At 63.4% G+C, this 23689-nt stretch carries 19 protein-coding genes and 1 tRNA gene; 8 read left to right on the top strand and 12 right to left on the bottom strand.

Annotation, left to right across the window (positions count from 1 at the left end; genetic code table 11):
* From GY769_11815 to GY769_11795, 5 genes are all read right to left on the bottom strand, one after another.
* Positions 1 to 1085, bottom strand: a 1085-nt coding sequence (locus tag GY769_11815; GenBank protein MCP4202608.1) for a hypothetical protein, incomplete at its 3' end; no start/stop codon positions are given.
* Between the two features lie 48 nt (positions 1086 to 1133).
* Complete coding sequence (gene dnaG / locus GY769_11810; GenBank protein ID MCP4202607.1) at positions 1134 to 2912, bottom strand: DNA primase; 1779 nt, start codon at positions 2910 to 2912, stop codon at positions 1134 to 1136.
* Between the two features lie 40 nt (positions 2913 to 2952).
* Positions 2953 to 5289 carry a hypothetical protein gene (locus GY769_11805; protein MCP4202606.1) on the bottom strand — a complete coding sequence of 779 codons (2337 nt, stop codon included), beginning with the start codon at positions 5287 to 5289 and terminating at the stop codon, positions 2953 to 2955.
* Positions 5290 to 5413: 124 nt separating this feature from the next.
* A complete protein-coding gene (gene rpsU / locus GY769_11800) occupies positions 5414 to 5623 on the bottom strand; it encodes a 30S ribosomal protein S21 (protein ID MCP4202605.1) in 210 nt (69 codons plus the stop codon).
* Positions 5624 to 5727: 104 nt separating this feature from the next.
* Complete coding sequence (locus tag GY769_11795) at positions 5728 to 6564, bottom strand: hypothetical protein (protein ID MCP4202604.1); 837 nt, start codon at positions 6562 to 6564, stop codon at positions 5728 to 5730.
* A 229-nt stretch (positions 6565 to 6793) separates the two neighbouring features.
* Here GY769_11795 and GY769_11790 point away from each other — a divergent pair, with 229 nt between their 5' ends.
* The 6 genes from GY769_11790 (at position 6794) to GY769_11765 (ending at position 13572) form a co-directional block, all read left to right on the top strand.
* Positions 6794 to 8278, top strand: coding sequence for a hypothetical protein (locus tag GY769_11790; GenBank protein ID MCP4202603.1), 1485 nt, complete (start codon positions 6794 to 6796; stop codon positions 8276 to 8278).
* A 27-nt stretch (positions 8279 to 8305) separates the two neighbouring features.
* Entirely contained in the window at positions 8306 to 10531 is a 2226-nt protein-coding gene (locus GY769_11785) for a lytic transglycosylase domain-containing protein (GenBank protein MCP4202602.1), read from the top strand.
* 59 nt (positions 10532 to 10590) lie between these two features.
* Positions 10591 to 10663, top strand: a tRNA-Ile gene (locus GY769_11780).
* 179 nt (positions 10664 to 10842) lie between these two features.
* Complete coding sequence (locus tag GY769_11775; GenBank protein ID MCP4202601.1) at positions 10843 to 11583, top strand: hypothetical protein; 741 nt, start codon at positions 10843 to 10845, stop codon at positions 11581 to 11583.
* A gap of 8 nt (positions 11584 to 11591) precedes the next feature.
* Positions 11592 to 12311, top strand: coding sequence for a YggS family pyridoxal phosphate-dependent enzyme (locus tag GY769_11770; protein ID MCP4202600.1), 720 nt, complete (start codon positions 11592 to 11594; stop codon positions 12309 to 12311).
* Positions 12312 to 12321: 10 nt separating this feature from the next.
* Positions 12322 to 13572 carry an imidazolonepropionase gene (locus GY769_11765; protein ID MCP4202599.1) on the top strand — a complete coding sequence of 417 codons (1251 nt, stop codon included), beginning with the start codon at positions 12322 to 12324 and terminating at the stop codon, positions 13570 to 13572.
* Here the strand turns inward: GY769_11765 and GY769_11760 are convergent.
* From GY769_11760 to GY769_11745, 4 genes are all read right to left on the bottom strand, one after another.
* The gene (locus tag GY769_11760) at positions 13569 to 13850 is read right to left on the bottom strand and encodes a DUF3467 domain-containing protein (protein MCP4202598.1); all 282 of its coding nucleotides are present in this window, start codon (positions 13848 to 13850) and stop codon (positions 13569 to 13571) included. The genes GY769_11765 and GY769_11760 overlap by 4 nt on opposite strands.
* 23 nt (positions 13851 to 13873) lie before the next feature.
* Positions 13874 to 15223, bottom strand: coding sequence for an ABC transporter ATP-binding protein (locus tag GY769_11755; GenBank protein MCP4202597.1), 1350 nt, complete (start codon positions 15221 to 15223; stop codon positions 13874 to 13876).
* Positions 15220 to 16029, bottom strand: a complete 810-nt coding sequence (locus GY769_11750) for an ABC transporter permease (protein ID MCP4202596.1) — start codon at positions 16027 to 16029, stop codon at positions 15220 to 15222. The genes GY769_11755 and GY769_11750 overlap by 4 nt, the downstream gene beginning before the upstream one ends.
* Positions 16030 to 16125: 96 nt before the next feature.
* A complete protein-coding gene (locus tag GY769_11745; GenBank protein ID MCP4202595.1) occupies positions 16126 to 17301 on the bottom strand; it encodes an ABC transporter substrate-binding protein in 1176 nt (391 codons plus the stop codon).
* A 140-nt stretch (positions 17302 to 17441) separates the two neighbouring features.
* Here GY769_11745 and GY769_11740 point away from each other — a divergent pair, with 140 nt between their 5' ends.
* Complete coding sequence (locus GY769_11740; protein ID MCP4202594.1) at positions 17442 to 17750, top strand: hypothetical protein; 309 nt, start codon at positions 17442 to 17444, stop codon at positions 17748 to 17750.
* A gap of 206 nt (positions 17751 to 17956) precedes the next feature.
* On the opposite strand, the gene GY769_11735 is transcribed toward GY769_11740, so the two are convergent.
* The 3 genes from GY769_11735 to GY769_11725 are packed head-to-tail and all read right to left on the bottom strand — an operon-like array spanning position 17957 to position 23268.
* Positions 17957 to 19249 (bottom strand): PDZ domain-containing protein, encoded by a 1293-nt coding sequence (locus GY769_11735; GenBank protein MCP4202593.1) that lies wholly within the window; start codon positions 19247 to 19249, stop codon positions 17957 to 17959.
* Positions 19246 to 21594 carry an acyl-CoA oxidase gene (locus GY769_11730; GenBank protein MCP4202592.1) on the bottom strand — a complete coding sequence of 783 codons (2349 nt, stop codon included), beginning with the start codon at positions 21592 to 21594 and terminating at the stop codon, positions 19246 to 19248. The genes GY769_11735 and GY769_11730 overlap by 4 nt, the downstream gene beginning before the upstream one ends.
* Before the next feature lie 30 nt (positions 21595 to 21624).
* On the bottom strand, positions 21625 to 23268 hold the full coding sequence (locus GY769_11725; protein ID MCP4202591.1) for a DUF1570 domain-containing protein: 1644 nt from the start codon (positions 23266 to 23268) through the stop codon (positions 21625 to 21627).
* Positions 23269 to 23389: 121 nt separating this feature from the next.
* On the opposite strand from GY769_11725, the gene GY769_11720 reads away from it, so the two are divergent.
* Positions 23390 to 23686: a hypothetical protein gene (locus GY769_11720; protein ID MCP4202590.1), complete on the top strand. Its 297-nt coding sequence runs from the start codon at positions 23390 to 23392 to the stop codon at positions 23684 to 23686.
* The last annotated feature ends 3 nt before the right edge of the window (positions 23687 to 23689 follow it).

The raw sequence follows: 23689 nt of genomic DNA, 5'->3' as shown, positions 1-23689 counted from the left end.
CCCTCCTGAATCAGATCCAGGAACTGCAGACCGCGGTTAGTGTACTTCTTGGCGATCGAGACGACCAGGCGAAGGTTGGCGACGATGAGCTCGTCCTTCGCTCGTTCGCAAGTCGCCTCGCCCAGGCGAATCTTCTTGATCGTCGCCGAGACCTGGGCGTGGGTGGTGCCGTATCGGCCTTCGAGATCCTTGACCTTGCGCCGGTACTTCTCGATACGCCGGCGATGCAAGGAACGCAATTCCTTGTTGGACTCCTTGTCGAGCGCCATCTTGGCCCGACGAATATCCTGCTCGAAGCGCGAGAACTGGCGATTGAGGTTCTTCAGGAAGTCCACGAGTCGATTCTGGGTCTGCAAAGAGAACTCGACCGACCGAATGCGCTTGGCGATCTTCGCAACCATGCGATCGATCTCGCGATCTATCTCCTGGTGACGGTCGCCGCCCTTCTTGTAGCGCTTCTGGCGCTTGCGTAGCGACTGGACCTTCTTGTCCAGCTTGGCAATCTGGTCGAAGACTCTGAGCGCAGCCTTGATGCGCTGGTTCGCGCGCGCGTCCAGCTCAGCGTCCGGATCGGCGATCAGATCTTTGACCACACCGGGATCACGATGCGCCACCTCGTTGAGTCGCAGCAGCTCCTTGAGCACCACCGCGTTCTCCGAGAGCGCCTCGTAGATCATCCACTCGCCCTTCTCGATACGCTGGGCGATCTCGACCTCGCCCTCGCGGTCGAGAAGTGGAACCGTCCCCATCTCCCGCAAATACATCCGGACCGGGTCGTTGGTCTTCTCCTGCTCGTGAAGCCGGAACGGCGTTGCTTCCGCAGCTTCCGCTTTCTCGAAATCTCCCGTGTGGGTTTCGGTGTCGCGCCGGTTCTGGTAGCGCTCCGGGCGATCCAGAACCTCGATGCCCAGCTCCTGGAATCGTTCGTAGATCTCGTCAAGCTCCTCCGCCATGCTGATGATCTCGTCGGGCAAGATCTCGTAGATCTCGTCGTAGAGCAGGTAGCCCTTGGAGCGCCCGAGCTCGATGAGCTGCTTGACGGTGGGGTGCTTGTCTTCTGCGGATTTCAGTTTGGGGGCAGTCAAATCACTTGTCTCCGGGGTGGGGTCTTGCGGTCGGCACCGGCCGGCCGCTCAGCGCGCGCTGTCGTCGCTGCGATCGTGCAATCGGCGGCTCAGGTCCGCCTTTTCAGTCAAGAGTCTTTCCAGCTTTTCTTGGTCTCCAGCCCGTTGCGCCTCGCCGATCTGGGCCGCCAGCTCACGTGATCGCTGCTGCTGCCAGCGCCGCTCCAGCTGACGCACCGAAGCCTCGAGCTCCTTCGGGTTGGAGCCAGCCGACACTTCTAACAAAAGCCGCGCCATCCGGTCAACTGCCGGCCCCTGCTCCGGCAGCCGGGCCAAGAGCTCCCGCGCCGCGGGTGGGCCCTTTTGCCCCTCCTTATGTAAAGCGCGAAAAGCACTGTAAATATTCCTGCAGGCGGGGTCCAGAAAGGCCTCCTCGGGCGGAAGGCTCGCCGGTTCGGGTGACTCCGCGTCCTCGGCCAGCAGGAGCTGGAGGGTTTTCTCCTCCAAGCTCCGGACAATCCCCTCAGAACCCCTTTGTTTATCGTCCTTTTTCTCGCTCCCGCGACCGCGCAGGCGCTCGAGCAGAAGCTCCACCGGAATCACGAGCCTCGCCGCTGCCTGGCGCGCATACCCGTATCGCAGAACCGAGTCCGGCACCGCTCCCAGAAGCTCCACCACCGCCTTGGCTGCCCGGGACTGCTTTCGGGGCTCTCTCTCGACGCCTTCGGGAGTCATCCTCTCGATTTCGAGCACCACCGCGTCCGGAGCTCTCTCGACCAGCCGGCGGAGTGACTCGTCCCCCAGATCGAACCGCACCGAGTCCGGGTCGGCGCCGGCGCCGAGCTCGGCGCGCAGAACCCCAAGGCCGGCGCCAAGGAGCAGCGGAATCGATCTGCGGTAGGCCTGCTCGCCGGCTGAATCGCCATCGTAGCCGACCACCACTTCGTCGGAGAAGCGCGCCAAAAGCCGAGCCTGCTCGACGGTAAGAGCGGTGCCCATGGTGGCAACGGCATTGTCGATACCCGCGGCGGCGGATCCGATGACATCGAAGTACCCCTCCACCACGAAGGCTCGCTGCGACTCCCTGATGGATCGCTTGGCCAGATCGAGACCGTAAAGCAGTCGGCCTTTGCGAAAGCTCGGTGTTTCGTTGGTATTGATGTACTTGACCTTGTCGTCTCCGAGCGCTCGACCGCCAAAACCGACCAGGCGTCCGGCGGTGTTGCGAATCGGAAAGATCAGGCGTTCCCGAAATCGATCGTAACGCTCTCCCGGCCGTTTCTGAGACTCGGCGATCAATCCCGCGCGCTCCAGCAGGCGCTCGGGGAACTTGTCCTTGAGCGCGTGCAGCAGGTTGCGCCATCCGGGCGGCGCGTATCCGAGACCGAATCTCTTGATCAGCTCGGGCTCGATGCGGCGCCGCTCTAGGTAGCTTCGCGGCGACTTATGCCCCGCCAGCTGGCGCTGGTAGTAGTCGAGCGCGGCTTCGAGAACCGGCTCGATTTGCTGCTCGGGTTTGGCGTGCTTGCCGCCTGGCCGGAAAGCCGGCAGCGGAATGTTGTACCTGCGCGCCAGAGATTCGATTGCCGTCGGGAAATCATCGCCGGAGGTCAGCATGTGCAACCTGATGGCATCTCCGCCCTGCGAACATCCGAAGCAGTAGAACACTCCCTGGTCGGGATCCACGCTGAACGACGGTGTCTTTTCCTTGTGAAGCGGACACAGTCCCTTGTAGCGACGGCCGGCCTTGGTCAAGCGCGTGTGATCGGAGGCGATGTCGACAATGTCGATTGTGTCTCGAACCGACTGAACCAGCTCGTCGGTGAGTTGAATGTGTCCAAAAGCCATCGGTGAGCTCAGTGAAATCCTAACCGACTAGTGCACGTGCTCAGCCCGCCAAGGTGACGATGGTTGCTCCGCCGCCACCCTCTGAGTCACCGCCCGCCCGCCAGCTGGCGACAGCCGGGTGTCCCTGGAGCCGTTTTCGGATCGCCGCCCGCAGGCGGCCAGTACCGTGGCCGTGGACAATACGCACCACTTCGCTCGAACCCAAGAGCGCACGGTCCAGAAAACTCTCGAGCGCCTCGAGCGCCGGCTCAACCCGCTCCCCGATGAGGTTCAGTTCGACGCTGCCCGAGAGCGGCTCTTCCGAACGGCGTCGCCCTTCGGAGATCGAGACTTCGCGTTCACTCTTGCCGATGCGAGGAGATTCGACTCGGCCGAGCTCTTCTGCCGGACACTGGACTCGTTTTCCGCGAACCGCGACCGTGGCCTTGCCACCGGCCAGCTCCAGAAGACTGCCGCTCCATCCGAGCACCGTATGTTCGACCGACTCACCAATCACCAGTGGCTGATCATCGCGCTGGGAGGGATCCCGCCACTCGGGCTCATCCTGGAAGAGACGCTCAACCGCCTGGGCCGCAGCCGTCCGCCGGTGACCGGATCTGAGCTCTTGCGCCAGACGCTCGACCTCCACGCCGAGCTTTCTTCGGACCTCATCCCGAAAGTCTCGTAGCTCGCGCTTGAGGCGCTTCGCCAGTTGTGCTCTTTCGCGGCTCGTGGCGGCAGCGTTCTCGGCGGCCTCGCGGCGATCGCGATCGGCTTCTGCCAGGAGCTCAGCGAGTCGGCCGCTTTCGGCCTGGAGCTTCCGCTTCGTCGTCTCGACTTCCTGCAACAGGCGGCGCAGGCGGCGCTCTTCGGGCCCAAGGAGCTTCTCGGCCCGGTCCAGCAACGGCGCGGGGAGGCCCAAACGGCGCGCCAGCGCCAGGGCCTCACTCCCCCCGGGAGCCCCCGACACCAGTCGATAGGTGGGATGACCGCTGGCCGAGTCGAACTCCATCGCAGCGCAAGACGCACTCTCCAAATCCAGTGCGGCCGCGGCAATGGTGGTGAGGTGGGTCGTGACCACAGCCCAGGGGCTCTTCGCAGAAAGAGCTTCGATCAGGGCCACTCCCAATGCCGCACCTTCGGTAGGATCCGTACCCGAGCCCAACTCGTCGACGAGCAGCAGACTCCGATCATGGGCTTCCTGCCAGACCTCGCGCAACCGAAGCAGTCTGCCGCTAAAGGTCGAGCGCTCCTCGAGCAGATCCTGATCGTCGCCCACCACCGCGACCAGAGACGACAAGAACGGTACCCGGGAATGGAGATCCGCGGGCACCGGGAAGCCGCAGTGGCTGGCCAGCACGAGCAGACCGACCGTCTTGAGCGCGACCGTCTTGCCGCCAGCGTTCGGCCCGGTCACAACCAGCATCCGGCAATCGGCGCGCAGGGCCAGCGAAAGCGGCACGACCGAGCCAAGATGCCCGGCCTGGCCCAGGGCTCGCTCACGCTGGCCGGCAAGCGAGGGATCCAATAGCGGGTGGCGAGCGTCGACCAGCTCCAGCGCTTCGTCCTCCCCGGGCTCGATGAAGTGGCCACCCATTTGCTTCTTGAGCCGGCACAGAGCCTGGCGCGCGTCAAGATCGGCCAGCAGATGCCAATGCTCGCGAATGTCCGCGGCGTTGGCACGCACCCGGGCTATCAGCTCAGCCAGAATCCGCTGCCTCTCCGCTTCTTCTTCGCGCTGACTGGCCTGAAGCTCGTTGTTCTCCTCGACGAACTCGAGCGGCTCGAAGTAGAAGCTCTTTCCGGTCGACGAGCGCCCCTGCACCACGCCCGGGAGCCTGCCCTTGGATCCCGAACGAAGCAGCAGGACCAGGCGCCCGTCTTGAACCGAAACCGTCTCCTCTGCCAGGTTGTCTCGGTGGCCGGACACGAAGTTGCCGAGCCGCCCGTAGAGTCCACGCCGGACCTTGCGACTCTTCTTGGACAACTGCTCGAGGCGACGGCTGGCGTTGTCTCGCACCCGACCGCGCTCATCTAGACGCTTGCCGATCTCTCTGGACAGCTCGGTGAGGTCGGGAACGCCGGCAAAGGCATCGAGCAAGGCTGCGTTCTCCGGGGCGGCCGTGCCGATACGCGCGAGGGCCGTTTGACTCGAGGCCAGAACGGTCGCCAGCACGACCAGATCGGCGCCCCCGATCTCGGAATGGTCCCTCGCGAGGCTCTCGGCCAGAGGCTCGAGATCTTCTTCGAATCCGGTCACCAGGGGCCCGTCTTCCAGGAGGTGCTCGACCTCGGCGGTCATGGCAAGCGATCGGCGAAGCTCGCTCGCCTGTTCGAACGGCGACGACGACTCCAGTTGCAAACGACCCAGGTCGTTGGCCGCGAACTCGGCCGCCACCCTTCTCAGAGACGCGAACTCTAGTGCTTCTAGGCTGGCCCCGGAAACTCGCATGACGCTGGGTCAACAAAAAAAGGCGGGGTACGCGTCCCCGCCTCGATCTTGGGTCGCCGGACGGCTCCGACTAGCGCAGCCCCAGGCGCCGCTCCTCGGCCATTCTGCGGAGCTCCTTCTTGCGGGCTTGCATCGCCTTCCGCTTTCTCTTGACCGAAGGCTTTTCGAAGTACTGTCGCTTCTTGAGCTCGGTCAGGATGCCCGATTTCTCGCACTTGCGCTTGAAGCGCCTGAGCGCGTTCTCGAAGCTCTCTTCGTCTCGTACTTGAACCGCTGGCAATCGATATCACCTCCCGTCGATCCGAGTCCTCGAGGACAGGGATCTCCTCGGCTTAGGCCGGGCGTGAGAGTGTCGCCGATGCCGGCGATTTAGTCAAGGACCGGCTAGCCGTCCTCGGGGCCGCCAACGGCGTCGTACTTGAGCTGGTAGACCTTCATCTCGCCCGACCGCTTGTCCTCGTTGAAGTACACGCCGGCGGCCGCGCCTCCCTCGGCGGTCGCGTAGAACCAGGCCACGACCTTCTTTTCGGGGTAGTCCCTGATGTTTCTCAAGTTGACCTGACCCAGAGTCTCTCGAATCTCGTCTTGAGTCATGCCCTTCTTGGCCAGGGCGAAACGCTCCTCCGACATATAGCGATTGGCTTGAGCTTCCTCCAGAGCCACCTGCACGTCGGCGTTGTCCGGATCCAGCTGGAGCGCGACCTGGAGAATGTCGATCGCCCGCCGGTAGTCGCCGCCCTTCTCGACGTATTCCGCCGCCAGCTCGATATCCTCGCTGCTCTTCATCCGGACCGCCGCCACTTGGCGCTCGGTGAGCGGCTCGCCCTCGATAATCTGGTTGGCGGGATCGTTCAAGAATGCCGCCAGGCGGCCGCCGAATTTGTCGGCCAGGTCGGCGATCTCCTTGTCGAACTCTTCGGCCCGAGCCGCCATCTCTTCCGGCGTCTCCATCGCTTCGGCCTCCTCGCCCTCGGCCGGCTCGGTTTCCTCGCCAACCTCCGCTTCTTCTTCTTCTTCTTCTTCTTCGGACCGAGTCATCATCATGGCTTTGAGCTCATCGAGCTCAGCGCGCCTACTGTCGAGCTTCTCCTTCGCCTCGGTCAGCGCGGCCCACTCGGCCTCCACGGCCGGATCGGCCTTCGGCTCCGACGGACCGCAAGCGACGGCCAGTGCTACGACGACCAACAACGAAAAAACGATCAGTCCACGGTTGAAACGCATCTAAACCCTCCGTGTTCGCGGGTACATGACCTTCCATTTGGCGAACGATCAAGGTACCACAAGGTTCTCCGAGGCAGCAAGATGTCGGTGCTCCTGGAAGACCGCGAGGTAAACCGTAAGTGATCATGAACAAAAGGCTTTTGGCCGCGAGCTGTTCCCTTGACAGCTTTCGGACCCTAAAGAATAATCGCCGAGTCAAAAGACTTGCGGCCCGCTGAGGGAGAAAACCATGAAGCTCTCGGATTATCTCGAAGATCTGGACCCAAAACTGGCCGCTAATCTCGAGCGCGCCTTGGAGAGCGTGCGCCGGGAGTTCGAGGACAAACTCGCGGCCACCGTCGAGCAAACGGTAACGGCTGTGGCTGAGGAGGCAGCCGCGCTGGCTGCCGAGGCTGCCGCGGCTGCGGAGGCTCCCGAGGTCCCTGCGGCTCCCGCGCCGGCAGCAGCCATTTCACTCGAGGCGGCGGATGAGCTTCGACTAGCCACATTGGATATCGACGTGGCTGCATCGCAGTCCGAGATACTCGAAGCCCTTTCACGGGGGGTCCTGCGCTTCGCCTCGCGGGTTGCCATCTTCGTTCATCGCGGCCCGGAAGCACACGGTTGGAGTGCCGCCGGCTTTGGCGAAGCCGACGGCAGAATCAAAGAGGTCTCCCTGGGAGGCGATGTACCCTTCCCGATGGCCGACCACCTGAACGAGGGCTCGATCGCATTGTCGGCCGAGGATTGCGCGTTGATCTGCGATGCTCTCGCCGCCGGACATCCCTCGATGGGACTGCTCATGCCCTTCGTGCTCGGCAACCAGGTCGTTGGGATGGTCTACTGTGACCGTGTCGGAGACGACGTTTTCTCGGTCTCGGCACTGCAGCTGCTGACCTACGTAGCCGGGCAGACACTGGAAACCCTGCCGGTTCGCAAGCGAGAGTCAACGGCGACGCTCTCCATCGCCGGCGGGGGAGCCGAGGTGGCTGCCACGGTTGAAACGGTCGAAGAGGTTCCCCTTCCACCAGAAACGCCGATCCCGGCCGTGGAGGAGTTGGAAGAGCCAGCCTCTGAGCCACCGCTCGAGGCGGCCATGCCCGAGGAGGCGGAAGAGGAGTACGTCATCGACAGCGTCGAGTTGCCGGAGGCCGATGCGGGCCTGTCGACACCTGAGATTGACGAGTCTCCGGATCTTCCGCCGGAGATCGCCGCACCCTCCTACGAGCCCCCGCCCAGCCTCGATGAAGAGGACACCCGCCCGGCCGCCTACATGCCCGAGCCGCCCTCTCCGGCGGAGACTCTTCCACCGCCGATCGAGCAACCGACCGAGCTCCCACCGGTCGCACAAGAGCCGCCGAAACCGGTGACGGCCGAGCCTACGCTAGGTCTGAGCAGCACGCAGGTGGCTCCGCCGGACGACCTTCAGGGTCCGGGGTGGGCCTTCACATCTACCACCGGCGAGCCCAGCGAGGCGAGTAGCGAGTCGGAACACGAAGAGGCCCAGCGCTTGGCCAGGCTCTTGGTTACCGAGATCAAGCTCTACAACGAAGAGGCCGTTGAGGAAGGCCGCCGCGACGCCAACGTCTATACGCGCCTCCAGGAAGACATTGATCGGTCACGGCAGATCTTCGAAGATCGCATCGATCCAGCGGTACGCGATGAAGACGACTACTTCAAGCAGGCGCTGGTTCGAATTCTCGCCGGCGGCGATCCGTCGCTCTTGGGAATCTAGTCCTCCCTGGAAGGCGTACTCGGAGACATGAGGCGCTATCGATCAAGCCTGCTGCCGGCAATCGCCGGGGCGACGGTGCTGATCGGAGTGAGCCTCGGCCAACCGCTGGCGATAGGCACGACGACCGACGTCACGCCCGGCCGCGCAGTCTCCGACGTCTATCCGAACATCGACCGTCTCGCACAGTCAATCTCGGATTGCGACCTTCCGCAAGCGGGAGCCCTGCTCGAAGCGGAATCCCAAGCGAGCCAAGAAGCGGCGGTCGACCCGGCGGTGCCACCGCCCAGTCTGGTTCTGGGACTGGCCGCGCAGAGCTGCGGACACTTTTCGAAGAGTCTCGAACTGTTCCGGAGCGCGCCACCGGATGGAGCGTATGGCGACTGGCACCTGTATGGCCTCGCGCGCAGCACGCTCGAGCTGGGCCAGTATTCGGCGGCAAAGGCCGCCCTCGACAGCCTGCGAACCCGCTACTCGAGCTCGCCCTTCTTCGAGAAGGCGATCCTCGCGGCGAGCGATCTCGCTCGAGAGCGCGGCGATCTCGACGACGTCATCGAGGCCGCCCGTCAGGGCCGACTCTGGCAGCTCGAGAGTGAGACTTCCGAGGCCCTTGAAGTTGCGGCTTGGCAGGCCGGAACTGAGCTCGACAACGCCTCGATTCGGCGCGCTGCGGCAATCCAGCTTCTCGTCGAGCACCCCCTGGCCGCCTCCAACCTCGAGGTCGTCGAGGAGTTCAGAACCCCGGACGGGACGATTGAGTGGCTTCGGTTTATGACTCCCGCCCAGTTGGTGCAGAGGGCCGAAAGCCTTCTGAATGCCGGTCTGCGAGAGCCGGCAATGAAGACACTCGAAGACATACCGGTGAGCGAACGTAGGTGGGCCTGGCACTTGATTGAGGCCCAAGCGCTCACCGCTTCGAAACGCGGCGAAGAAGCGCTCGAGGCACTCGAGGGGCTCGTCCCTCACAATCCGCGGCAGGAGTACGACCTCGAATGGCAACGAGCGTTCGCTGCCCTGGAGATCTCGGCCCCGAAGTCGGGACGCAACCTCACATCCGTGCAACGACGAATGATGCGCGAGCGAGCGCACCAGCACCTCGAAACCGCCATCAGGCTGGATCTGGATCGCGACCGCACCCGGCATGCGCTCCGGATTCTCTTCGAGGACGCGCTCGAGGACGATCTCTTTGAACAGGCGCTCGAGGCCCTGCGCCGACTCAAGGCGATCGACCCGGACGACAAAAGTGGCGCCCGACAGCTGTGGCGCCTGGGGTGGAAGCAACACAGCGAGAACAATTACAGCGGCGCGATTGGTTTTTGGACCGAGCTTTCGACGCTCTATCCAACCAGCACCTACAATCGCAGCGGACTCTACTGGACGGCTCGTGCACATGAGATTCTGGGTAACGAGGCTCGCTCCCGGCGGCTGCTGACGAAAGTGGCAGATGTGCCCTTCACCGACTTCTATCGCCGACACGCCCTTCGTCGTCTCGGCGAAGACATCGGCAAGAGGGATGACCCGCAGACTCCCACGGAGCCGTGGCCATACGACCCGATCCTGTCCAGGGCGGAGCGGTTGTCATCCCTGGGCCTTCATGAGGCCGCGCTGGTGGAGATCGATGCCCTGGCGAAGCACGCCGAACCACGCGCCGCCGGAGCACTCAGAGCCCTCACTCTCGCCGCCACCGGCCAACGGCGCGAGAGCATTATCGAGATCAAGGGTGTCTTCCCCCTCCTGGGCACGCCGTTCCAGGGCATCGTGCCCGGGCGGGCTCGCCACCTCTACTATCCGCTCGCCTTCGACGACATCATCGAACAGCACTCGGTGAAGAACCGGCTCGATCGTAATCTGGTGCTGGCCATGATTCGCCAGGAGAGCGCTTTCGATCCGGGCGCCCGCAGCTGGGCGGGCGCTCGCGGATTGATGCAAGTGATGCCTGCCACCGGCCGAGAAATAGCCCGTCGCCTGGGTTTGAAATACAGCCGCGAGCGCCTGAGCGACCCTTCGTTCAGCATCCAGCTCGGCACGACCTACTACAGACAAGTGCGTTCGATGTTCGGCGACGACGATGAGCTGTCTCTCGCCGGCTACAATGCCGGCCCCTACCGGATCAAGCGGCTCTGGAAGCAAGCAGGTGCAAACGCCGAGCTGGATCGCTTTCTCGAGACCCTTCGACTCGAGGAAACCAAGTCGTACGTCAAGAGGGTCTTGCTCTTTGCGGACAGCTACGACCGGCTTTATGCCGAGGCCGGCTAGCACCTCTCCAACCTCGGAAAAATTGGTTATACTCTCCGCTCCCCGGCTCCGGGGAGTGTGGGTCCATAGCTCAGCGGTTAGAGCATCCGGCTCATAACCGGCAGGTCCCTGGTTCGAATCCAGGTGGACCCAATGATCCGCGGGCCAAGAGGCGATTGAATGTACGCGAGCGTATTGGAAGTCAGGAGACGAAAAGGCCGGAGAGAGTGTTCGTCCGAACTGGGACGTAGATGTGAACTCGTAAGGGGTGTTGCGACAGAGCGACACCCCTTCGGCCTTTTGGACCAAAGCACGAAATTGGGGGAGGGCCCATGGCCAATCAGTTGAGCTTGGTCACGAAGCTCCAGCAGGCGCTCACCGAGGCGACCGACCTCGAAGCGCTGCTTTCCGGAATTCCGGACTGGATGCAGGAGCTGCACACCGAGCACAGCAGTCGCAAAGCCGAGATCGATTCCCTCGCGGAGGCCCTGCAGGCGGCGGCCAGCGACCGGCGCGCCGCCGAAGCAACCGAGGCAGACTGCCAGGAGAAACTCAAGGGATATCAGGAGCAGATCAGCAAGGTTCGCAACCAGCGCGAGTATGGGGCACTGCTGCAGGAGATCGACACGGTCAAGAACCAGATCCGCGAATCCGAAGAACTCGACCTCACCGCTCTCGAGCAGTACGAGACGATCGAGAAACAACTCGAAGAAGCCAAGGCCGCCTTTGCCGACTTGGACCAGCGTTACGCCGAGTCCTTGGAAAAGTGGGAATCTGAGAAACCCGACATCGCCCAGCAGGCAGAGGAGATCGGAAAAAAAATCGCGGAACTGGAGGAGGCCCTGCCACCGCACATACTCGCCCACTTCAGACGGGTGTTCGAGCATCATCAGGGCAACGCCATGGCCGCGGTCCAAGAGGTGCAGCAGACCGGAAGGAAAGGCGCGCAGATCTGGCACTGCGGCGAGTGTAACTACCGAGTGCGGCCCCAAGCGGTTGTCGAGATCGCGAACCAGGGCAACCTGGTCCTTTGTGACAGCTGCAAGCGCATCCTGTACATTGCCGAGGCTTAGAGAGGCAGATGAGTACGGGCGTGCCCGAGCGGCTCGCTTCGGTCGAGAATCGCATCGTCGCAGCATGCGAGCGGGCCGGTCGCGACCCTGCTGAGATCACCCTCCTCGGTGCGGCCAAGCGCCAGACCGGAGATCGAATCAAGGCCGCCTACGAAGCCGGACTCCGAAACTTCGGCGAAAACATCGTCCAGGAAGCTCTGGCCCACAGCCGACTTCTGACCGGCCCCGCGGTCACCTGGCATCTCATCGGACCGCTCCAGTCCAACAAGGTCCGCAAGGCCGTCGAGATCTTCGACTGGATCCACTCGGTCGATCGACTGAAGATAGCCCGGCGTCTGGATCGTGAAGCGAGCGCGACGGGCAAGTCCATCCGAGGCCTGCTGGAGGTCAACCTGGGCGACGAGTCGACCAAGCACGGTTTCGCCGTCGCCGAGCTCGACCACGTCGTGGCCGACCTTCGATCCCTGGAGCACCTCTCGATCTCCGGCCTGATGGCGATTCCGCCGGTCTCCAGCACCGAGGCCGAGGCGCGCCGCTGGTTTCGCCAACTGAGAATGCTACGTGACCGGCTGTTTCAAGGCGAGGCTTCTCTGTCGATGGGAATGAGCGGGGATTTCGAGATCGCCATCGAGGAGGGGGCGACTCACGTTCGGATCGGGAGTGCGCTGTTCGGGCCACGGGCTGAACGTCCCGCCCCTCAGGATCGAACCCCCGAGATCGGAGACTAGGAGCGCCGTCGTGAGTGACCTCATCATCACCGACCTCGCCGAAGTCGCGACGCCTACCGGCAGCGAGCCCCGGCGGGGCCGCCGGCAGGCATCGATCAAGCGCTACTCGAACGCCGTCGTTTGGTGCCGCGATGGCCGCATCGCGTTCGTCGGAGCCGCCGACGAGCTCACCGAGCGATTCGGTCCGCAGGCCGAGATCCCTCGGCTGAACGGCAACGGCGGCACCCTGATTCCGGGATTCGTCGATCCGCATACCCACCTGCCCTGGGCCGGAAGCCGCGAGCACGAGTTCGCCGACCGCCTGGCCGGCAAGACCTATCAGGAGATAGCCGCCGCCGGGGGCGGCATCCTAGCGACGGTGCGGGCGACCCGCGAGGTCGACGAGGAGGACCTCGTCAGGCTCGTGTCCCGGCGTATGGACCGAATGCTCGAATTCGGAACCACTACGGCGGAAGCCAAGAGCGGCTACGGACTCAACCTCGACGACGAGCTCAAGCAACTGCGGGCCATTCAAGTAGCGAGCAGTGGACATTCCGTCGACCTCGTTCCGACCCTTCTGGCCGCGCACGAAACACCTCCCGAGTACCGCGACCAGCGCGACCGCTATCTCGATCTGGTCTGTCAGGAGATCGTGCCACGGGTGGCCGAGCAGAAGCTGGCCGTTTTTTCTGACGTGTTCTGCGAATGCGGGGTCTTCACCCCCGAGGAGTCCCGCCGGGTTTTGGAGGCCGGCGTCCGCCACGGCCTGGCGCCACGCCTCCATGCCGACGAGTTCGTCGACTCGGGAGGTGCCCGCCTCGCTGCGGAGCTCGGCGCTCTTTCAGCCGATCATCTGATCGCGGTTTCCGACGCCGGCATCGAGGCTCTGGCCGACAGCGGAGTGACCGCCGTCCTCCTCCCGGGCACCAGCTTCTTCCTGATGAAGCACGACTACGCCCCGGCGCGCCGCCTGATCGAGGCCGGTGTCCCGATCGCGTTGGCGACCGACTGCAACCCGGGCTCTTCCCACACGGAGTCGATGCCCATGGTTCTGGTGCTGGCGGTGTTCGAGCTCGGCCTGTCGGTCGAGGAGGCCTTGACCGCCGCGACCCTCAACGCCGCCTGCTGCCTGGGGCTGGGTGAGGAAGTCGGCTCGATCGAGGTCGGCAAGCGGGCCGACCTGGTGCTACTCGACGCGCCCAACGCCTTCCACCTCGCCTATCACTACGGCATCAACCCGGTCGCCGCCGTGGTCAAGAACGGCCGAGTGGTGAAGAGCTAGTTGACCGAGTCGTCCCGGCTGGGCTCCGGCGCCTCGGCAAGCGGTCCGAAGTTCTTTTCGTAGCGCTCGAGGTTTTCGGCGAGCGCTCGCACGATCCGCTTGAGGTGGCCGGGGCTGGTCACCAGACGAGCGGTGACAATGGCCTGCGGCGGCACGGCATTGATGAAGTCGAGGATGAACTCCTCGCGGGTATGAGTGACCCGAAGAAGATTCGAGTATCGACCCTTGAGCTCCTCGTCGCTGACTTTGACATTGAGCCCCTTGACCTTCTCAGACATCGTGCTTCCTCCCGCGGTTCAAGCTAACTGACCGTCGGCACCCTGGACCATTTGACCCCGCCCTCGAACTGCCATTCGTGGCTCGGAAAATAGACGCCGACGCCCTGCTCCCGAGCGGTCATGGTGAAACTGAGAATCCTTCGCTGGTAGTCGTAGGCGTAGCCGTCGCGGGCGTGGACCGCCACATCCAATGAGTACTCACCCGGCGCCAGCCGAAGCTCCGGGCAAACGACCCGAACGGTTGCCCAGCCGTTTAGTGCGTCGGACTCGAAGCCCGCCAAGGTGGTGTTGGTGCCCCAGCACTCGACTCCTCGGAACGTAAAGATCCCGACACCGAAAACAAAGTCGTCGAGCTCCTGCTGTGCCTTCACTTGAATCTCGAACACGACTCTGTCTCCGGAATCGAAGTTGTAGCGCTCGGAGCCGTCGCGGTTCAGCATTCGGGCGGTCACAATCTCGGCCTCGCGGGTGCCCCAACGCAGAACCTCGGCCTCCGCATCCTCTTCCGGCTCTTCGGTTACCGCGCTTTTCGCCGAGTCCTCGGCGGTCTCGACCACGCCGGCGGACCCGACCTGAACCGCTTGCTCACGCTGCTCCTTTGCCTCTTGATGCACCCGGCCTTCGGCCTCGGCGACCGACTGTCGATAGGCGTTCACAACCCGTCGCGGGTCTCCGGTCAACCTTTCGCCCCCCCCTTCCAGCCAAAGACACCGATCGGCGAACTCCTCGACCAGGCTGAGCGAGTGAGTAACCAACAGAACGGTCCTACCACGGGCCAAGAACTCTTCGATCCTCCGGATGCATCGGTGCGCAAATGCTTCGTCGCCGACGGCCAAAACCTCGTCGACCAACAAGATGTCCGGATCGGTGTGAATGGCCACCGAGAAGCCGAGGCGTACGTACATGCCGGACGAGTAGTTCTTGACCGGCTCGTCCATGAACTTCTCCAAGCCGGAGAACTCGACGATTTCGTCATAGCGCCTGTCGATCTCTCGTCGCGAAAGGCCCAAGACCGCGCCGTTGATAAATACGTTCTCCCGCCCGGAGATCTCGGGATGAAACCCGGCCCCGAGCTCGATCAATGCGGCCACCCTGCCGTTGATCCTGATCTCACCCGCGGTGGGCTTGAGAATGCCCGCGACCATCTTTAGCAAGGTGGACTTACCCGAACCATTGGACCCTATGACCGCGAACGCCTCCCCGGGCTCGACGTTGAAGGAAAGTCCCCGGACCGCGGGAATCAATTCATCTTGGCGCAGACCGTCGGTCAGGCTGCGCTCCAGCAAAGCGCTCTTCAGGGTTCGAAGCTTGTAGCCCGCCGCCATTCGACGGTAGTCCTTTGAAACGTCACGGGCCTGGATCGCGAAACTCAAACCGCTTCCGCCAGACTGTCTGATAGCCGGCTGAATAGCCATGTCCCCAGGACCCAGGCAATCACGGCCCAGCCGATCATCTGCAGAAGAAGCAGCGGTTGCAGGGCGTCGCCTTTGAAGAGTGTCTCCTGAAAGGCAGTCGAGAAGGGCGCGAGCGGGTTCAGCCACCCGATCGCCCACTGTCCCGGTTTCCAGGGAATGAAACTCAGCGGGAAAAGGATCGGAGTGAGATAGAGAAGCACCGCCAAGACGTTGGTCAGGATGTCCTTGACGTCTTTGAAGTGGACGTTCAGCGCGGCAAGACCGAGGGTCAGCCCCCCGACCACCAGAAATTCCAAACCGACGATCAGGGGAAGCCATGCGGCCCCCCAGCCACTGACCGGGTAGCCGAGAAAGCGACCGATCAGGAGCCCGCCACTGAGCACCGGCAGTGCCAGCAAAAAGTGAACCAGATTCGACAGCACGAAGACCATGGGCAGAATCTCGGCCGGAAAGACCGCCTTTCGGATCAGGCCGGCACCCGCCAGCAGTGAGTCGGTCCCTTCGAGCAGCGAGGTGGACACCCAGACCCACGGAAACAACCCGCACATCAGGAACAGTGGATACGGCTTGGCGGCTCCCTCCGCGAACCTCGGGCTGAAGATGTAAGTGAAGACGAACGAGTACACCGCCAGCAGCAGAAGCGGATTCACCAAGGACCAGAAGAAGCCGAGGAAGGAGCCCCGGTAGCGGCCCTTGAGCTCGCGCACGACCAGCGTCCAAAGAAGGCCGCGGTAACGCAGCAAGCGTCGAGTTACATCCAGCATGTTGAACTTAGGGTAGACGAAACCGGGTCGGCCACGCGAAGCAGCCGATTCATTCTAGAGAAACAGCACCCGGTCAACCAGGGGCGTGCGCCTCGCCTATCCGGCGTTGCGGCGGCGCTGTGCCTCTTCGAGCCGGCGTAGCCTCTCCAGGAGCTGACGGCGCCGCTCTTCGATGTCCTTCTCGTAGTCCTTCAGATTCGTATCTTCGACGACATAGACGCGGGGAAACTTCTGAACATCGCCGCGCTCATCGAACTGAATCGTACCGGTCACGCCGGTGAAATCCCTCAGTCCCCGAACTTTCTTCCACACTTCGGTCGCCACCAGCTCGCCGTCCTTGAAGGCTTCGACCAGAACCATCACGGCGTCGTAGCCGTGGGCGGCGTAGAGATCGGGATTCAGACCGTATTTGCTGCGGAAGGCCTCGACGAACGCCTGGATCTTGGGGTCCTCGCTGGAGGCGTCAAAGGCGGCCTGGGTCAGAAAAACACCTTCGCCGGCTTCGCCGGTCTGCTCGATCGCCGCCGGAGCGGCAAAAGCCGAAGTCGTCAGGATCCGGTTTCGATACCCCTTGCTGCGAAGCTCGCTGATCATCATCCCGATATCCTCGGCAAAGGCGGCCAGGTAGACACCCGCGGGATTGAGTGCGATCACGCGGTCGATCAGACCGGAGAGGTCGGCTCCGGCCGGGTATTCGATCACTTCGATCACCTCACCGTCGTTGCGCTCGAACTCGGCCTGAAAAACCTCCTTGATGCCGCGGGCGTAGGTGTCGGATTTCGCCACGATCACGGCGGTTTCCATCTCGAGCTTGGCGGAAGCGAAGTTCCCCATCTTGGTGCCCTCGCGAGAATCTGAGGGAAACACCCGATAGAAGTTCTTCGAGATCCCAGTGAGCTGGGGATTCGAAGCCGAGGGTGAGATCAAGACCCGGTCGTAGCGATCCGCAACGGCCACCATTTCGAGCGCCTCGTCGGACATGACGCCGCCGATGACCGCCACCGCGCCGGCTTCGAATTCCTCCTTGAGCTTGGCGGCTGCCAACTCCGGGTTGCCTTCCGAATCGACCACCGTGAGCTCCAGCTGAAACGGCAGATCCGGATTGGCCCGGAGCTCTTCGTAGGCAAGCTCGACCCCCTTCTTGACCGCCTGCCCGTAAATCTCGAAAGAGCCCGTTATCGGGGTGATCACAGAGATCTTGATTGCCTTGTCCTTCTGGCAACCCAGAAGCGCCAGCGAAATTCCCAAGAACGCCAGGTATTTTCGAGTCATGGGCAATACTCCCGCAAGAAAATTGTGCTCCGCTCCACAATATCAACCTTTTCGGCAAAGTCCGCCCATCTCATGTTCAGACCTGCCGAAACCCCTGGCGGTTCCCCTCGATTCGACCCCGGGGAGCTACAATGGCCCTGATGACGGGGTCCCGCAAACTAACGCTTCGCTGTCCAGATTGCGAAAGCCGTCTCGTGATCGACCGCGAGACCGGCGAGGTACTGTTTCACAAGCCGAAGAAAGCCGCCCCGGCAGGGGGCCAAGACTTCGATCAACTGCTCGAGAAGCTCGACGAGGACAGGGTTCACGCCGAGGATCTCTTCGAGCGAGAGGTCTCGGCCCTCAAGAACCGGGACCGCCTCCTGGAAGACAAGTTCGAAGAGGCCCTCCGGGAGGCCAGGGAATCTCCAGAGGACGAGCCTCCCCCCCGCCCCTTCGATCTCGACTGAGCCCCGCCCCGGTCTCAGAACGAGCGGCTAGCCTGACCTTCTCACCAGCGTTCTTAGCGAGACGCCGGAAGTGTTTGAGGATGCAAGGCTTGCGACCGAGGCTGACGCAGGCGTACTCGACGTACGTCGAGGAAGCCGATGGGAGCGTAACGCTGCAGATTCAAGCATTTACGGCGTCGCAGCAGAAGGTTGGTGAGAAGGCCAGGCTAGAGCCTGAAGCTCAGATAGTACGACCTGCGCCCTCTGCTCACCACCAGCAGCAGGCCGCCGCGATCGAGCGCCCGCAGCACCTCGTGCGCCAACTCGTCGGTCGTCTCGACCGGTTGGCCGTTGGCGGCGAGTACCAGGTCACCTCTTTCGAGGCCTTTCCGATCGGCGGCCGACCCGCGTCGGACGCCGACGATCACCAATCGACCTTCAAAGGGCTCGACGAACAAACCGATCTGAGCTTCGAGATGGCTGATGCCGAGATCCGCAGGCGGAGTCTCGACCGGTAGGTCCAGAGCGCGCTGGCTGCCATCCCGCCAGATCTTGATCGGCACGCGGCTGCCAACGGCCACGGAATAGACAGCCGTCATTACGTCTTCCTTCGACGAAACCTTGCGGTCGCCAACTTCGAGCAACACGTCCGAGACACGAAATCCGGAGCGCGCGGCCGGCGATCCGGGATGAACCTGTTCGACGATGGCTCCGCGGTCGAGGGGAAGATCGTATTCCCGGGCTAGCTCTCGATCGAGGCTGACCAGTCGGAGCCCGGTCCAGATCGGCTGCAACGAGCCATAGCGCAGCAGATCGTCGACGACCCGGCGCACTCGATCGGCCGGGATCGCGAAACCGATGCCCTCCGCTCCGGCTACGATAGCGGTGTTGATTCCAATCACATCCCCTTCGAGGTTCACCAACGGACCACCCGAGTTCCCGGGGTTGATCGACGCGTCGGTCTGGAGAAAGTCCGTAAACAAGCGCTCGCCGGTCTCGGCCGGCACCGTTCGGCCACGCGCCGAAAGCACGCCGGTGGTGACGGTGTTCGAGAGGCCCAATGGATTGCCCAACGCGATCACCGTCTCACCGATCAGCAGGTCCGAGCTCGATCCCAGCTCGACGGCCGGCAGGTTCCGACCTGCCACTTTCAGCACGGCCAGATCCGAGTCTCTGTCGAAACCCAGAACTTCCGCCTCCAGCTCCCTGCCGGTACTCAGCGTCACGAGGATCCGGGAAGCTCCCTCGATCACGTGAGCATTGGTCACCACCGTTCCATTCGCGGCCACCACGAAGCCCGAGCCGAGAGACTCGACGCGGCGGCGGCGGCCGAAAAGCCGGCCGAAGAAGGGATCCGCCTGGCGAACGATCGCCTCGGCCGAGATGTTGACCACCGCCGGGGCGACCCGTTCGACGATCTCGACCACCCGTGTGCGTCGGGACTCAGCGGCCCAGGAGGGCTCGAGAGCTACCGCCAGCATCAGGCAGCCGAGCACGGCCGACTTCAGCTGCCGGATCATTCCCCGGCCTCCCGAACGGCGATCGGAGCCGCGAGGATTCGATCCGGTATGCCGAAGCTCTCCACCAGAGCTTCGGCCTCCGGGCGCACCTCTTGTGCTATCCGCGTGATCAGGTTTCGAATCGCTTTGGCCTTGGGGCCTTCGAAATAGCCGTTCGCCAAGAACCAACCGCGCCGTGTCTCGAGCCGCCAGAGGCAGAAAAGGCAGGCGAGGCGGTCCAGGATGTGGCCCAGTTCCCGGCCGCGATGGTCGGAGGCCGCCGCCAGAATCGCCTCTGCGACAACGCGCTCGACATGGGCTTCGGCCATCCTCAGTGCGTGATCCTGGCAGTCGTTGAACGCCTCGAACGTCTCCATACCGCGCTCGAGCCGGTTGCGCAGACGCTGGGCCAGCGTTTGGAGCAGCCGATTCTCTCGATATCGAAACGCACCGGCCAGAAACTCGAAGTCTTGAAGGTGCTCGTCGTCCGTCGTCCGAGTGACGACCGGGTTGAGCTCCGAAACCGCCGCTATCGCCTTCGACGCCATCAGCTTGACCAGGCCGCCCAGCCTCAGGTCGGAGAACTGGTGGCGATACTCGGTCAGTCGCGACTTCGCGACCAGCAGCATCAGAACCGTGTTGTCGCCTTCGAAGGTGGTAAAAGCATCGGTATCGTCGCGCAGCCGACAGATGCGGTTCTCCACCAGGTATCCCTGTCCTCCGCAGGCTTCCCGGCACACTTGCAACGTCTCGACGTTGAACCAGGACGCATAGGCCTTGAGGCCGGCGGCGAAGGTCTCGGTCTTGCGAGCCTCGTCGCCGGCAGCCAGAAAGCGCCGAACCAGGCGCTTGTGGGCAAAGTCGATCGCAAACACGGCCGCCAGACGCGGCAGGAGTTTTCTTTGATGGGCTTTGTAGTCCAGCAACAGGGTTTCGGGACGCCCCGCGGCTCCGAACTGCCTGCGCCGAGTCGCGTAGCGGATAGCAATTGCGAGGCCGGTTTTGGCCGACGCTATCGAGGCTCCGGCCACGCTGATCCGCCCACCCACGAGAGTGCCGAGCATAGTGAAGAAACGCTTCGAAGAGCTGGCGATGGCGCTCGAATACTCGCCCTCGGCGCTCACCGAGGCGAACCGATCGAGCAGATTCTCGCGCGGAATGCGCACCTCGGTGAAGGTGATCCGGCCGTTGTCGACCCCGTTGAGCCCCTCTTTCCGGCCACAATCCTCGATGGCCACACCGGGCAGCACTTCCCCGTCTTCGCCCCGAATCGGAACCAGAAACGCGTGCACCCCGAAGTCGTCCTCGCCGAGACGGAGCTGAGCGAAGACCGTCGCCATCTTGCCGTCGACCGCCGCGTTCCCGATCCAGTCCTTTCGATCGCCCGGGGTCGGGGTCGTGATCACGAACTCTCGCCGCTCGGAGTCGTAGCGAGCGACCGTTTCCAGTTCCTGAACGTTGGAGCCGTGTCCGGTTTCCGACATCGCAAAGCAGCCCGGCAGGGACATGTTGCCGATCGACTCGAGATAGGCGCGGTGATGTCGCTCGGTTCCAAGCTGCAAAACACTGCCGCCGAAGAGTCCGAACTGGACGCCGAATTTCACCAGGAGGCTGGAGTCATGATGAGCCAGAGTCTCGAAGACCGCGATGAAAGCCCCCAGATCGTCGGCTCCGCCGTAGGCTCCGGGAAAGCTGAGAGCCCCGAGCCCCTCTTCGGCAAGCCGCCGGCACCAGCGAGTCACCAGGCGGCGATGAGACGCGCGATCCATCTCCCACTGGTAGTGGAACTCCGACTCGCTCAAGAGTTGCCGAACACGGTCGCGAACGGAAGCGTAGGGCGCATCCAGTGATTCCTGCAGAACCGATGGTGAGAATGAAGCCCGTTCACGCTCGGGCTCCCCTTCCGGCGCCGGGCGAGCCCCGCTCAGAAGCTCGCGCGAGGCTTCGGCTCCGGCGAGCCCCACCGCCGCTTCGAGGTCGGCCAGAGTGGACTCCACGACCGGGTCGGCGGCCATCGTGCGCCCGTCGAGGTCTTTCTCCACCAGATGGCAGCCTAGACCGGCCAGGGTCAACTTGGCGTCGTCGGGCAGCGCCGGCGCGATCTGACGGATCGTCCTCAGAATCGCCGCCAGCTCTCTGGGCGATGGCGGGTCGGCCGGATCGAGCCAGCCGGCCAGACGTCTTCGGCACCCCGGGTCGAGACCTCCTTGCGAGGCGACCTGCTCTGCGATTGCCTCGATCTCGCCGCTACTGAGCTCGCCGTCGGCCCAGGCGACATAGATCAGCGGTAGAAATGGCAGTAGAGGCCGATCCTGCACGAGCTCATCGATCGAATGCGCACGTTTCGAATCGGGCTGCTGGTTCAATGTCTTGCTCCTCGCATCGCCTCGGGAGAACTACCGAGAGTCGCCGATTCTGGCTCTTTCGCGATCTGCGCGCTCCCCGAGCTTTTCGAGTTGCTCCTCCATCTGCAATCTGACCTCGATGTCCTCGGTCTGGGATATCGCCCGGTCGAAGAGCTCGAGCCCTTCGTCCCAGCGACCGTCGGCGAGCGCGGCCCGCGCGGCCAGCAAGAACTCGGCCCGTCGAATCTCGCGTCGCACCCTCTCTTGAAGCTCGCGCTCGGCCAGGACGGCGAGCGGGCCTTCGAGAAGGGCGCGGGCACGGTCCGTCGAGCCCATCTTCAGGTTGAGTCGAATCAAGGTGTGAACGATTTCGACCCGCGTCGGAAGAAGCTCTCGGGCGCGCTCACCGAAGACCAATCCGTCTTCCGCCTCGAGTCCCTCGAACAGATGAACAAAGGCCAGCATGACTTGAGCCTCGGCGTAGGACGGCTCGAGAACCGTTGCGGCGAGAAAGGCGGTCTTGGCCTCGAGAGCCAGCTCCTCCGGACGTCCTGTCTCGTCCCGGCGTGCGAGCTCCAAGCGCCGCAAGAGATGACGGCCGTAGCGTAAGTACGACCGTGCCGAGCGGGGTCCCAGGGCAAGGGCCTGGTCGAACAACACACCCGCTTCCTCGATTCTGCCCTGATCATCCCTGACACCTGCAAGCCCGGCCAACGCTTCCGCGCTTTCGGGCTCGTGAGCCAGCGCCAGGTCGAAGAGCTCCTCGGCGTGCCGTTCATGACCGAGCCGGGCGGCCAGTTCCCCCAGCACCGTCAGGACCGTGCTCGGCGAGGCCGCAGTTTGTTCGATCCCGATATGGCCGAGATCCTCGAGCGCCAGGCTCGTCGTCGGCAGCGACTCGGCCACGACGTAACGGCGCAGCTCGGATTCGAGCTCGCGCCCCGAAACTCCGAGAACCGAAAGCAAGCTCTCGCTGCGATCGGAACCCGACGCCACCTCTTCGAGGTAGGCCGCAAGCAGGTCCGCGCCTCGAGGCCTCGAGAGGAGATAGTGCGTGAGACCCCACGATACGGCATAGAACCGGCCTGCGCTTCCGAGAGAGTGGATCGGAGCGTCCCGAGCCTCTCCGACGACCTCCAACACTGACACGTCCCGGTTCTGCCGCCACCAGCGCAAATGACGGTCCACGGGACGACCGATCACCGCAAACCCGCTCTCGACACCGAACGTGCTGTAGTACTCGGCAAGGCCCTCGTTCAACCAACGAGGCACGCCCGGGAGATTCTGGTTCACGATGTGATGCACGTACTCGTGGATGATGATGCCCAGACCGCCGCTCATCCTCGGGTCGGCGTTCAAGGTTATGAAGTTGCCGTCTCGGTGGCCGAGGAACTGGCCCAGTATCCGAGTGCTCGTCGAATCGCTCTCCGACTTGAACGGCGCGTACGAGTCGGCATCGCGAAACGCGACGATCCGGGTCGGAACCGGAAAGCTCGAGTCGATCCCCGGTGCGAGTTCGTTGAAAGCCCTCCGGAAGCGCTCGAGATCCAGGAGAATCTCGGTACTGAGCTCCGGGTCGCCGTTGCTCAAGAGCCGGAACGAGGCCGACTCCAGGTTCTGCCAGCCCTCGGGATCGAGATCGGCACGAACCGGCGTCGAGACCAGTGCCACGAGCACTAGACAGCCGGCTGACAAGGGGACTCGTTTCGCCTGGACTGGCCGCATCGGACTTACGAAAAAAGGACGAGCAGAATGCTCGCCCGAGCAGATACCAGTTTAACATCGACAGCCGAACGGAGATCCGAGCTTCTTCCCCATGGGTTCAGCCATCATTCACGCCGAGCTCCTGCTGCCGGACGACCTCTGCTCGTTTGACACCGTCTCCGAGCTGGAAGAGCCTCTCGATCGGCGTCTGATCGCGGCCGGAGCCGGCGAGGTGCTCGGTGGCGGTATCGGATCCGGTTGGTACCGCTTCGACCTCGAGCTGACCGACTACACCGCGGCGATCACACTCTTGTCGGAATGGGCGCTCGACCTCGGGCTCCCCGAGGGCTCCTGCCTGCGCCGCAAGGGCGAAGCGGCAGCTACCGTGCTGGTTGCCGAGCCGGACTGACTC

The organism is bacterium, from assembly GCA_024224155.1.
GTDB lineage: Bacteria > Acidobacteriota > Thermoanaerobaculia > Multivoradales > JAHEKO01 > CALZIK01.
The sequence above is the reverse complement of the archived record's forward strand: the minus strand, read 5'-3'. Positions and strand labels throughout refer to the sequence as shown.